The 12512-nt window shown below is 47.6% G+C and carries 13 protein-coding genes; all 13 read left to right on the forward strand.

Translation table 11 applies throughout. The annotated features are described in order from the left end of the window. Position 1 precedes the first annotated feature (1 nt). The 13 genes from ilvN to ACYU8Y_RS27375 all read left to right on the forward strand — a co-directional run bounded on the left by ilvN (position 2) and on the right by ACYU8Y_RS27375 (position 12368). A complete protein-coding gene (gene ilvN, locus ACYU8Y_RS27315; protein ID WP_460941391.1) occupies positions 2 to 535 on the forward strand; it encodes an acetolactate synthase small subunit in 534 nt (177 codons plus the stop codon). A gap of 41 nt (positions 536 to 576) precedes the next feature. After that, a complete protein-coding gene (gene ilvC, locus ACYU8Y_RS27320; protein ID WP_460941392.1) occupies positions 577 to 1620 on the forward strand; it encodes a ketol-acid reductoisomerase in 1044 nt (347 codons plus the stop codon). Positions 1621 to 1753: 133 nt separating this feature from the next. Further along, the gene (gene ilvA / locus ACYU8Y_RS27325; RefSeq protein WP_460941393.1) at positions 1754 to 3025 is read left to right on the forward strand and encodes a threonine ammonia-lyase; all 1272 of its coding nucleotides are present in this window, start codon (positions 1754 to 1756) and stop codon (positions 3023 to 3025) included. A gap of 12 nt (positions 3026 to 3037) precedes the next feature. Then, complete coding sequence (locus ACYU8Y_RS27330; RefSeq protein WP_460941394.1) at positions 3038 to 3271, forward strand: DUF433 domain-containing protein; 234 nt, start codon at positions 3038 to 3040, stop codon at positions 3269 to 3271. After that, the gene (locus ACYU8Y_RS27335) at positions 3271 to 3657 is read left to right on the forward strand and encodes a DUF5615 family PIN-like protein (protein ID WP_460941395.1); all 387 of its coding nucleotides are present in this window, start codon (positions 3271 to 3273) and stop codon (positions 3655 to 3657) included. Before ACYU8Y_RS27330 ends, ACYU8Y_RS27335 begins: the two co-directional genes overlap by 1 nt. A 94-nt stretch (positions 3658 to 3751) precedes the next feature. Continuing rightward, a complete protein-coding gene (locus tag ACYU8Y_RS27340; protein WP_460941396.1) occupies positions 3752 to 4612 on the forward strand; it encodes a helix-turn-helix transcriptional regulator in 861 nt (286 codons plus the stop codon). Positions 4613 to 4751: 139 nt separating this feature from the next. Beyond that, positions 4752 to 6152, forward strand: coding sequence for a 3-isopropylmalate dehydratase large subunit (gene leuC, locus ACYU8Y_RS27345; protein ID WP_460941397.1), 1401 nt, complete (start codon positions 4752 to 4754; stop codon positions 6150 to 6152). A gap of 54 nt (positions 6153 to 6206) precedes the next feature. Continuing rightward, positions 6207 to 6803 carry a 3-isopropylmalate dehydratase small subunit gene (gene leuD / locus ACYU8Y_RS27350; protein WP_460941398.1) on the forward strand — a complete coding sequence of 199 codons (597 nt, stop codon included), beginning with the start codon at positions 6207 to 6209 and terminating at the stop codon, positions 6801 to 6803. A gap of 92 nt (positions 6804 to 6895) precedes the next feature. Beyond that, a complete protein-coding gene (locus tag ACYU8Y_RS27355) occupies positions 6896 to 8416 on the forward strand; it encodes an alpha-isopropylmalate synthase regulatory domain-containing protein (RefSeq protein ID WP_460941399.1) in 1521 nt (506 codons plus the stop codon). Between the two features lie 78 nt (positions 8417 to 8494). Beyond that, positions 8495 to 9190: a class I SAM-dependent methyltransferase gene (locus ACYU8Y_RS27360; protein ID WP_460941400.1), complete on the forward strand. Its 696-nt coding sequence runs from the start codon at positions 8495 to 8497 to the stop codon at positions 9188 to 9190. A 114-nt stretch (positions 9191 to 9304) separates the two neighbouring features. Beyond that, positions 9305 to 10381 (forward strand): 3-isopropylmalate dehydrogenase, encoded by a 1077-nt coding sequence (gene leuB / locus ACYU8Y_RS27365; protein WP_460941401.1) that lies wholly within the window; start codon positions 9305 to 9307, stop codon positions 10379 to 10381. Positions 10382 to 10641: 260 nt separating this feature from the next. After that, positions 10642 to 11781, forward strand: a complete 1140-nt coding sequence (locus ACYU8Y_RS27370; RefSeq protein WP_460941402.1) for a 2-isopropylmalate synthase — start codon at positions 10642 to 10644, stop codon at positions 11779 to 11781. Between the two features lie 116 nt (positions 11782 to 11897). Next, on the forward strand, positions 11898 to 12368 hold the full coding sequence (locus ACYU8Y_RS27375; RefSeq protein WP_460941403.1) for a hypothetical protein: 471 nt from the start codon (positions 11898 to 11900) through the stop codon (positions 12366 to 12368). Positions 12369 to 12512: the final 144 nt, after the last annotated feature.

Raw genomic sequence — 12512 nt, forward strand, 5'->3', positions numbered from 1 at the left:
AATGACTACCTACACCATCTGCATATTCACGGAAAATACCATTGGGCTGCTTAATCGCATCACAATCATTTTTACCCGTCGACGCATCAACATCGAGAGCCTGACCGTTTCGGAAACGGAGCGAAAAGGCGTATCCCGGTTCACGATTGTCATCAAACACGAGTCGCGCGAAGAAGTCGAAAAACTTGTCCGCCAGATCCGTAAAATCGTTGAAGTGATGGCCGTGTTCGGTTATCTCAATGACGAGATCGTTTACAACGAAATTGCGCTGTTCAAGATTTCAACCCCACTCGGCAGCAAGTCGCTGGATGTTGAAACCATCAATAAAGAATATAAAGCCTGGGTCGTTTACTGGGGTCTGGATTACGTTGTTATCGAGAAAACAGGAAACGACACGGATATTTTCGAGTTTTTTGCTTACCTCAAACAATACGAAATCCTGGAGTTTGTTCGCTCGGGTCGCGTAGCGGTTGGCAAAACAGAGAAGGGTCTGGTCGAGTACCTGCCCGAATCCGAATGGGCGTATTATTTATAACCAATCACAATTACACAATACGAGTACAAAACCAATTAAACATGGCAACGATTAATTTCGGAGGAGTTGAGGAACAAGTTGTAACGCGGGAAGAATTTCCGCTGGAAAAAGCCCGTGAAGTGCTGGCCAATGAAACCATTGCCGTCATTGGCTATGGCGTACAAGGCCCCGGCCAGTCGTTGAATATGCGCGACAATGGCTTTAACGTTATCGTTGGGCAGCGGAAAGGCAAAACATACGACAAAGCCATTGCCGATGGCTGGGTACCCGGCGAAACCTTGTTCGAAATCGAAGAAGCGTTGGAAAAAGGCACGATCATTTGCTTCCTGCTTTCCGATGCCGCTCAAATCGAACTCTGGCCAACGGTGAAAGCCGCCCTCAAACCAGGTAAGTCGCTGTATTTTTCGCACGGATTCGGCGTAACGTACAAAGAAAAAACCGGCATTGTTCCTCCCGCTGACGTTGACGTATTCCTGGTTGCTCCTAAAGGATCGGGTACATCGCTGCGCCGGTTGTTCGTAGAAGGTAAAGGACTGAACTCCAGCTTCGCAATCTATCAGGATGCTTCAGGTCAGGCACGAACCAAAGCCATTGCAATGGGCATCGGCGTGGGTTCGGGCTACCTGTTCGAAACCGATTTCTACAAAGAAGTAACGTCTGATTTAACCGGCGAACGGGGTACGCTGATGGGCGCTATTCAGGGCATTTTTGCCGCTCAGTATGAAGTCCTGCGGGCCAATGGCCACAGCCCATCCGAAGCGTTCAACGAAACCGTGGAAGAGCTGACGCAATCGCTGATGCCACTCGTAGCCGAAAACGGCATGGATTGGATGTATGCTAACTGTTCAACGACTGCCCAGCGTGGTGCCCTCGACTGGTGGAAGCCTTTCCACGATGCGACGAAGCCCGTATTCGAGCAATTGTACAACTCGGTAAAATCGCAGGAACAGGCCGAAATCAGTATCACCCGCAACTCGCAACCCGATTACCGCGAAAAATTGGAAGTAGAACTGGCCGAACTACGTAATTCAGAAATGTGGCAGGCTGGCAAAGCCGTTCGCTCACTGCGTCCGGAACGGAGCTAGTTTCATAGTCATAGCGAACCAGTTAAACGAATTGAGCGGGTTGGAACAGATTTTCTCTGTCTGATCCGCTCAATTGTTTTATCCACACGCCCGTAATCGTGGCCCTATCTCTTAGTTTGCTTAACTTTACGTGATGAGCACTGTAGTAGACGACAAGAAATTTACCTTTCCTGACCTCGACAATATTTATTTGGCTGCCGAACGGCTTCGTGGTGTGGCTGTGCATACGCCCCTTCAGGAGAATATTAACTTATCAGACCGATACGGAGCCACTATTTTTCTCAAGCGGGAAGATTTACAGGTCGTCAGATCCTACAAGATTCGGGGTGCTTACAACAAAATGGCCAGTATGACCAAGGAGTCGCTGGTTAACGGTGTTGTGTGCGCCAGTGCAGGTAACCACGCCCAGGGCCTGGCCTATGCGTGCCGGAAAATGGCCGTTCATGGCACTATTTTCATGCCTACTACAACACCCAACCAAAAGGTAAAGCAAGTTAAACTGTTTGGTAAAGAGTTTGTGAAAGTGGTTCTCGTTGGTGATACGTACGACGATGCTTACCATGCAGCGATGGAATTTGTTGACACCCACGACAGTGTGTTTGTGCATCCGTTCGATGATGTACAGGTCATGGAAGGTCAGGGGACGGTCGGGCTGGAGATTTTCAAAGACTCCAACTTTAAGATCGATTACCTCATCATGGCCATTGGGGGAGGTGGTTTGGCTTCGGGCGTCTCGGCTGTTTTTAAGCAGTTAAGTCCCAAAACCAAGCTCATCGGTGTAGAACCTGCCGGTTCCCCATCCATGAAAGTAGCCATCGAGGAAGGTCATGTCGTTACGCTCGATCACATTGATAAATTTGTGGATGGAGCTGCCGTAAAGCGTGTTGGTGATACCACGTTTGAGATCTGCCGGAAGAACCTTGACCGCGTCTTACTGGTCCCGGAAGGAAAGGTGTGTACGACTATTCTGCAACTTTACAATGAGGAAGCTATCGTGGCAGAACCAGCCGGGGCCTTATCCATTGCCGCACTGGATTTCCTGAAAGATGAAATTAAAGGCAAAAATGTTGTGTGCCTGGTTGGCGGAGGCAATAACGACATTACCCGGACGGAAGAAATTAAAGAACGCTCCCTGCTGTATGAGGGACTGAAGCATTACTTCATCATCCGGTTTCCGCAACGGGCCGGTGCTTTCCGCGATTTCCTGAACGTACTTGGCCCCGATGACGACATCAGCCGTTTTGAGTACGCAAAGAAAACAAACCGCGAAACAGGACCCGCCGTAGTGGGCATTGAACTGAAACATCGGGAGGATTTTGGTCCACTCATCCAGCGAATGCAGGCGCAGAACATTGTCTTCGAATACCTCAACGACCAGCCCGACTTATTTCAGTTTTTGGTGTAAACAGACCAAGTTATGATATACCAACACATTGTATCTACCCCTGGTATTTTAGGTGGAAAACCCTGTATCAAAGGCACCCGCATCAGTATAGAATTGATTTTGGAAACCGTTGCCAACGGTGCTTCCGTAGCTGATATCGTTCGTGAATTTCCTCAATTGTCAGTAGAGGCCGTTCAGGAAGCAGTTCGATACGCTATTCATGCATTACGCAGCGAACGTATCATTGATGTAGATATGGCGGCCTAATGACATTAACAGATTTTGGCATCTTAGCCGATGAGAATATTAATCCATCTCTAGTGAATGTACTACGCGAGAGAGGTTTCGATATAATTCATGTTAATGGGATTGGTTTAGGCAATACACCAGACCATGAAATTCTGACTTATGCCTATTCACAAAATAGGATCGTTCTAACGCTTGATGATGATTTTGGAACGTTGATTTTCAAAAACAAGCAACCCTTTATCGGAATCATTCGGATGCATCCTGGCCACTTAATCGGTGATGTTCATATACCGACAATAAATGCCATACTCTCAGCAAATATTGACTATCAGGCGCCCTTTTTATTAATTGCAGAAAAACGAACCGACCATATACATATCCGTTACCGGATATACACAAGCTAATAGTCTAGTCAATAGTAACCTTTAATAAATAGCTATATTCAGTAAGAACATAGTAACGTTTCAATTATAGTCTCTCTTAAGAGACTATTCCTACATGCTCCGCGTTCCCTCGTCTATCCAGCCCAATCAGTTCGAATCGCTGAACATTCGCCGATCCGATGCGTCTGAGATGAAGTTTGTGGCTTACCGCAGTGACGTATATCCAGAACGGAACGAGGTTTTCTTTGAAGAACATGCCGTTATTGTGGTGCTGGAAGGCGAGAAGAAATTCAGCTCGCCCACACAGGAACTGCACGTACACAAAGGCGACATCTTGTTTTTTCAGCGGGGTTGCTATTCCATGAATGAATCCATTGACAACAATTACCGAAGTCTGGTATTTTTTGTCAATGAGAAACTCCTGAAAGAATTTGTCAGCCAGCATCTGTCTTTATTTCAGGCCTTGCCTACTCCCCTACCGGCCGATCTCATTCTATCCTTCTCATCGTCCCCCACGTTCACGACGTTCATTAACTCGCTGCTGCCCTATTTCGGCGCTAAAACGCCTTTTTTGAACGAGCTACTTCGGCTCAAATTTCAGGAATTACTGTTACACCTGCTCGAACTCGACACATCGGGGCATTTACGGGCGACACTACTCCATATCTACCAGGGGCAGAAAACAGATCTTGATTACCTGATGAATACCTACTTCCTTAAGCCGCTCTCCATGAGCGAATTATCGAAATTATCAGGCAGAAGCTTATCGGCGTTCAAACGAGAGTTCGAAGATCATTTTCATACGTCGCCCGGCCATTGGATACGCCAGAAACGACTCGAACACGCTCATTTTCTACTTCGGAACACCGATAAAAATGTGTCGGAAGTAAGCATGGAAATCGGCTACGAAAGTGTATCCCACTTCATCAAGGCATACAAACATCAATACGGTTTTACACCCAAACTAACTGTTTGAACTAAAATCGCTATTTAGTGGACGAATGGCGGGATTCGTCATTAAATAAGATTTATCAATTTTGTAGCCACCTTTCCCTATCCCCGCGATAGTCGGAAAGTACTATAGACATTACAGCGATTCGTTATCCTCTACAGCTATGAGTACCCCAACAACCCTGTTCGATAAAGTGTGGGATGCCCACGTCGTTCGGCACGTTAAAGATGGCCCCGATGTGTTATTCATTGACCGTCATTTCATTCATGAAGTCACAAGCCCGGTGGCTTTTCTGGGGCTGGAAGGCCGGGGCGCATCGGTTCTGTTTCCCGACCGCACGTTTGCAACCGCCGACCACAATACCCCAACAATCAACCAGCATTTACCGGTATCAGACCCTCTGTCGGCCAATCAATTGGCGGCACTGGAGCGAAATGCGGCTCACTATGGTATTTCGCACTGGGGCCTCGGCCATATCAAAAACGGTATTGTCCACGTAGTTGGTCCCGAAAACGGTATCACTCTGCCCGGTATGACAATCGTTTGTGGGGATTCCCATACGTCAACGCATGGCGCATTCGGTGCTATTGCCTTTGGTATTGGTACATCGGAAGTCGAAATGGTGCTGGCAACGCAGTGCATCATGCAGCCGAAACCAAAGAAGATGCGGATTACCGTAAATGGGAAACCGGGTAAAGCAGTGCTGCCCAAAGATGTAATTCTATACATCATCTCACAAACCTCGGCGAGTGGCGCCACGGGTTATTTTGTGGAGTATGCCGGTGAAGTATTCGAGAATATGAGCATGGAAGGCCGTATGACGGTCTGCAACATGACGATTGAAATGGGTGCTCGTGGGGGTATGATCGCTCCCGACGAAACGACGCTCAACTATTTGAAAGGCCGCGACCTGTCGCCGAAAGGTGAGCAGTGGGACAAACTGGTTCCTTACTGGTTATCGCTTAAAACCGACGAAGGTGCCACGTTCGATGTGGACCTTACGTTCGATGCCGCCGATATTGAGCCACAGATCACCTACGGTACAAACCCAGGCTTAGGTACGGGTGTAACGCACCAGATTCCGATGGCCGAAACAGTGAAGGACGGCTCAGCGAGTTACAAAAAATCGCTGCAATACATGGGATTCGCCGAAAACGAAACCATGCTCGGCAAGCCTGTCGATTTCGTTTTCCTGGGTAGTTGCACCAATGGCCGGATTGAAGATTTCCGGGCGTTTGCGTCTATTGTGAAAGGTCGTAAGAAGGCAGACAACATAACGGCCTGGTTGGTACCAGGATCACACATTGTCGAAAAGCAGATTCAGGAAGAAGGCATTCTTGATATTCTGACCCAAGCCGGTTTTGAACTCCGTCAGCCTGGTTGCTCGGCTTGTCTGGCCATGAACGATGATAAAGTTCCCGCCGGAAAATACGCCGTCTCTACCTCCAACCGTAACTTCGAAGGTCGTCAGGGGCCGGGAGCACGCACCTTACTGGCCAGTCCGCTGGTTGCTGCGGCAGCTGCCGTTACGGGTGTAGTAACCGATCCAAGACAGTTTATCTAAACCGTTTGTGGTTTGTTGCTGTGTCAGTAACAAACCATAAATCACCAATTCACTATGGCTTACGACAAATTCACCATACTTCGCAGCAGTGCCGTTCCCATGCCCATTGAGAACGTAGACACCGATCAAATTATCCCCGCCCGTTTTCTGAAAGCCACTGAGCGTAAGGGATTTGGCGACAACCTTTTCCGCGACTGGCGGTATGCCAATGACAATACGCCTAAGGCCGATTTTGTCCTGAATAACCCAACCTACTCTGGTAAAATCCTGGTTGGCGGCAAAAACTTTGGTAGCGGATCGAGCCGGGAACACGCAGCCTGGGCTATCTATGATTATGGCTTCCGGTGTGTTGTCTCCAGTTTCTTCGCCGACATTTTCCAGAACAACTCAATCAACGTCGGCATTCTACCGGTAAAGGTCAGCCCCGAATTTCTGGAGAAGATCTTCGCGGCCATAGCAGCCGACCCTAAAACCGAACTGGAGGTAAATCTGCCTGCTCAAACCATTACCTTGCTGGCTACGGGCGAAAGCGAAAGCTTCGCCATCAACGAGTACAAGAAGCACAATCTCACCAACGGGTACGACGACATCGACTACCTCTTGTCAATGAAAAACGAAATTGGCGCTTTCGCCGAAACGCGACCTTTTTAACTAATTGGTGAATGATAGAATGAGTGAATGAGTGAATAAATCGAACGTCGGCTATTCACTCATTCTATCATTCTATCATTCTATCATTACCTATGAAACGTCGCTACATTGAAATAATGGATACGACACTCCGCGATGGGGAACAAACCAGCGGAGTATCGTTTTCTGCCTCTGAAAAGCTGGCACTGGCTCAGTTGCTTCTTACCGAAGTTAGAGTAGACCGCGTAGAGATTGGCTCGGCACGCGTGTCGGCGGGGGAATTGGAAGCTGTTCAGCAGATTACGAACTGGGCCGCAAGCGCCGGTTTACTCGACCGGGTTGAGGTGCTGACTTTCGTGGATGGCGAAGCTTCACTCGACTGGATGCAGGCATCGGGGGCCAAGGTAATGAACCTGCTCACCAAGGGATCGATTAATCACCTGGTCCACCAGCTCAAGAAAACGCCTGAAGAGCATTTTATCGAAATTCAGCAGGTCATTGGCGAAGCCGAGCGCCGGGGTTTCCAGACTAACATTTATTTGGAAGACTGGAGCAACGGCATGCGAAATTCGCCCGATTATGTACTTCAGTTTCTGGATTTCCTCAATACCCAGCCCATCCGACGGGTGTTGCTACCCGATACGCTGGGCGTATTGACCCCAGCGGAAACCTACACATTTGTCAATCAGTTGGTAAAGCGCTATCCTGATCTCCACTTTGACTTCCACGCCCACAACGACTATGACCTCAGCATAGCCAATGTGATGGAAGCGATTCGGGCGGGGGCTCATGGCATACACCTAACCGTAAACGGACTGGGCGAACGGGCGGGCAATGCGCCTATGGCCAGTGCCATTGCGGTATTGCGGGACTTTATGCCCGACGTACGGACGGGTGTAGTCGAAAAGTCGCTGTATCAGGTCAGCAAGATCGTTGAAACCTTTTCGGGCCTGCGTATTCCGGATAACAAGCCTGTCGTTGGCGACAATGTGTTTACCCAAACAGCAGGTATACACGCCGACGGAGACAAGAAAAATAACCTGTATTTCAATACGCTATTACCCGAACGTTTTGGTCGCAAACGCAGCTATGCCCTGGGCAAAATGTCGGGTAAAGCGAATATCGACAATAACCTGCGTGAATTAGGTATTCAACTATCGGAAGGTGACCTTAAGAAAGTAACCCAGCGTGTCATTGAATTAGGCGATCAGAAAGAAACGGTCACTCGGGAAGATTTACCTTATATCATTGCCGATGTCCTGAACAATGCCGCCGTTACTTCCTGTGTAGAAGTTCTCAACTACGTCCTGACGCACTCCAAAGATCTCAAGCCTTCCGCTACCCTACGCGTCAGAATTGCGGATGAGCAATTTGAGGAAAGTGCCCAGGGCGACGGGCAATACGACGCGTTTATGAACGCCCTCAAGAAAGTATACAGCAAAAAGAAACTCTCGTTGCCCGTTCTGACCGATTATGCCGTTCGGATTCCGACGGGTGGACGAACAGATGCCCTCTGCGAAACGATCATTACCTGGAAATTCAATAACCGTGAGTTTAAAACGCGGGGCCTAGATTCTGACCAAACCGTGTCGGCAATAAAAGCAACGCAAAAAATGCTCAATACCCTGGATTAAAAATGACGAATCGTTTAATAACTTAGGGCTCGACAAAAATGATAAGAACGCTAAACGCTAAATTCGTCTTCCGAGCTTATGAGCCATGCCAAACAAACCGCAGAAAAAGTAGAATACAACGGAGCTGATAATCTGGCAATGATGAGCCATGCCGTCAATTACAACAGCGGCCTCTATCGCTGGGTATCACGTGATATTCGCCCTGGAGAAGCTATACTGGATTTTGGAGCGGGTAACGGCGAATATGCCAATCGATTTCCACTGGGTAGCGTAGATGCTGCCGAAATAGATCCGGAGTTGCTGCCGCTCATTAAACAGCCCGTTTATACGGACATCAGCCAATTATCGAAGACATATGATTTGATTTATACGATTAACGTGCTGGAGCACATTGAATACCATGGTGAAATTGTAAAGGAACTTTACAAAAAGCTCAAGCCGGGTGGGCGTCTTAAAGTGTTTGTGCCAGCGCGTCAGGAAATATTTAGTAGTATGGATGAACACGTAGGTCATTACCGGCGCTACGATAAAAAGCTGGTTCGCCAAATCCTGGAAGAGGCTGGCTTAAAGGTTACCTATTGCCGGTATTACGATTTCGCCGGCTATTTTATTTCTCTGCTTTATAAATGGATGGGCAAAGACGGCCGGATCACGAAAGAGTCGATTATTTTTTATGACCGCGTTATTTTCCCCGTAAGCCGATTATTCGATAAAGTAACAACTGGTCAGGTCATCGGTAAGAATGTCATTGCCGAAGCCATCCGCCCCAATTAACATAAGGACTTTGTCCACCGCCAATTAATTTTTTCTTACTCAGTTTTGCTCGCTTACTGTAGCGGATGACCGCCCAAACTAGCTCGTCACTCGCTTACGCTTTAGTCTTTTAAAATGAAAAAACACATTGTAGTTATTGCCGGTGATGGTATCGGTCAGGAAGTAACAGCCGTTGGCAAACAAGTTCTGGAAGCAATTGCCAGCAAGTACAATCACGAATTCAGCTTCGATACTGCCCTGATTGGTCACGAAGCCATTGAAGCTACCGGCAACCCAATTCCCGACGAAACCATTACTAAATCTAAAGCGTCCGATGCCATTTTATTCGGTGCTGTTGGCCATCCCAAATACGACAACGACCCATCGGCCAAGGTTCGGCCGGAGCAGGGGTTGCTGGGAATTCGTAAAGCACTCGGCTTATATGCTAACCTGCGGCCCATAAAACTATTTGATGAGCTCCTGAGTGCATCGAGCATCAAGCCTGAGATTTTAAGAGGGGCCGACATTCTGTTCTTCCGTGAATTGACGGGTGACGTTTACTTTGGCGAACGTGGCCGTAAAGACGAAGGTAATACGGCTTACGACACCATGATTTATAGCCGCTATGAGGTGGAGCGGATCGTTACAAAGGCGTTTGATGCGGCTATGACCCGCCGTAAAAAATTATGCTCGGTTGACAAGGCCAATGTCCTGGAATCGTCGCGTCTCTGGCGGGAAGTGGTGCAGGAAATAGCCCCCCGCTACCCAGAAGTAGAGGTAGAGCACCAGTTTGTCGATGCAGCCGCCATGTTGTTGATCAAAGACCCCAAGCGTTTTGACGTTGTTGTAACAGGCAATTTATTTGGCGATATTTTAACAGACGAAGCCAGTCAGATCGCTGGTTCGATGGGTATGTTAGCTTCTGCTTCCGTAGGCGACACAACAGGTTTGTACGAACCTATTCACGGTTCAGCGCACGACATTACAGGAAAAGGTGTTGCGAATCCCTTGGCGTCCGTGTTATCTGTAGCGCTAATGCTGGATATATCCTTTGGCATGAAAGCCGAGTCAGAAGCCGTTGTTCAAGCCGTTGACGCTGTACTTAAAGCCGGATTCCGCACACGGGACATAGCTAATACCACAACGCCGGCTACCAAGCTTTTAGGAACCAGTGCCATGGGCGATCAAATTTTACACTTCCTGACCGTTTAGGAATAGGCTTATTTTTAATAAATTGATTTTTCCTTCGTGTTTGTAAAATTAATAGAAACGCTTACTTTTGTAGCGTATTTACGCGAACAGCGAAATTTCGCAAACTAATATATGACTGATCTTTTAGCCTGCCGACTGCAAATTCTAAACGTTTTTTAAGACGGAGAAGGTTATGCTATAGTAAAGAGCCCTTTCTCTGACCGGAGGAAGGGCTTCTTTTATAATTAACGAATCATTTCTATTTCAATCGATACCAAGTTATGAGCCAGCGAGTTTACATTTTTGATACTACACTGCGCGACGGGGAACAGGTTCCAGGCTGCCAGCTAACCACTGAAGAGAAAATTGTAGTAGCAAAAGAACTAGAGCGTATGGGCGTTGATGTAATCGAAGCAGGATTCCCAATCTCAAGTCCAGGTGATTTTCGCTCAGTTGTCGAGATATCAAAAGCTGTAACAGAGCCAACGATCTGCGCCCTAAGTCGGGCTGTAAAAGGCGATATTGACGCTGCAGGCGAAGCCCTGAAATGGGCGAAGCGAGGACGTATTCACACGGGTATCGGTTCATCGGATATTCACATTCGGAATAAATTTTCCAGCACACGTGAGAAAATTCTGGAACAAGCAATTGCAGCGGTGAAACATGCTAAGACGTATGTTGAAGACGTCGAGTTTTATGCTGAAGATGCCGGTCGTGCTGATTTGGCTTTCCTAGCTCAACTAACAGAAGCCGTAATTAAAGCAGGTGCCACGGTCGTAAATATCCCGGATACGACGGGTTATTGTTTACCGGATGAGTATGGGAAGAAAATAGCCTACATCTATGAGCATGTATCAAATGTGCATCAGGCTACTATCTCTATTCACTGTCATAACGATCTTGGCCTAGCCACGGCAAATACCCTGGCAGGCGTAATGAATGGTGCCCGTCAGGTAGAAGTGACCATGAACGGTATCGGCGAGCGTGCCGGTAATACATCGCTTGAAGAGGTGGTCATGGCGCTCAAAGTGAAGAAAGAATTAGGCTTGCATACAAACATTGACGCGACACGTCTATTTCCGGTAAGCAACCTGGTGTCGCAGATGATGCGAATGCCCGTACAGGCCAACAAAGCGATTGTTGGGCGCAACGCATTCGCCCACTCGTCGGGCATTCACCAGGACGGTTTCCTGAAGCATTCTGAGAATTATGAGATCATGAACCCACACGATGTGGGCGTCCCTAAATCTTCGATTGTCCTAACAGCGCGCAGTGGCCGTCATGCGCTAAAACATAGACTTGAATTACTCGGTTTCCGCTACGATAAGCCAACGCTCGATGGCATCTATACTCGCTTCCTCGATATGGCCGATATTCGCAAAGAGGTAAACGATAAGGATTTAATGGAACTAGTACGATAAAGAAAAGCCCGCATCGATGCGGGCTTTTCTTTATCGTATGATTTCCTATGTGAACAAAACAGTTATAAGCACTGTTTCGCGGATAGTCCTGTGAACTACAAACAAAGTCAATAGCTATGGCGCGCCCAACTCCTGAATTAATTTATGCACTCCGTCAAACAGCTTCCAGCTTGCAACATGGCGCTCCTTACCAATGGGGACATATGGGTGGCTGTAATTGCGGCAATCTTGCCCAGCAATTGACTAAACTTAACAAGGATCAGATTCATCAGTATGCCATGCAACGTCATGGTGACTGGAACGAGCAGGCCGAAGATTACTGCTCTACAAGTCAAATGCCGATCGATCTCCTGATTAATGAATTACTCAATGTGGGCCTCCTGCTCGAAGATTTGAAGCATCTTGAACGGCTTGATGATCGTGCCGTTTTATTACGTTTTCCCCTTGAAAAGAGGCACCTTAAGCATAATGTACGGGAAGACGTTGTTGCTTACATGAACGTTTGGGCAGACTTATTAGAAGAGCAATTATTGGCCAGGATTACCCTGCCAACAATAGAGCAACTTATACAAACTGTACCTGCTTAGATTGTTAATCAAGTGTAGTTAAGGCATAAAAACCTAGCTGCTTAAAAAGCAAAAAGGCCTGTCCTTGTGGGACAGACCTTCGCTGGTTTCAATAGGTGGCATCTTCCTACTCTCCCGCTTGTGACAGCAGTACCATCGGCAGTA

The sequence above is a fragment of the Spirosoma humi genome, assembly GCF_054776575.1.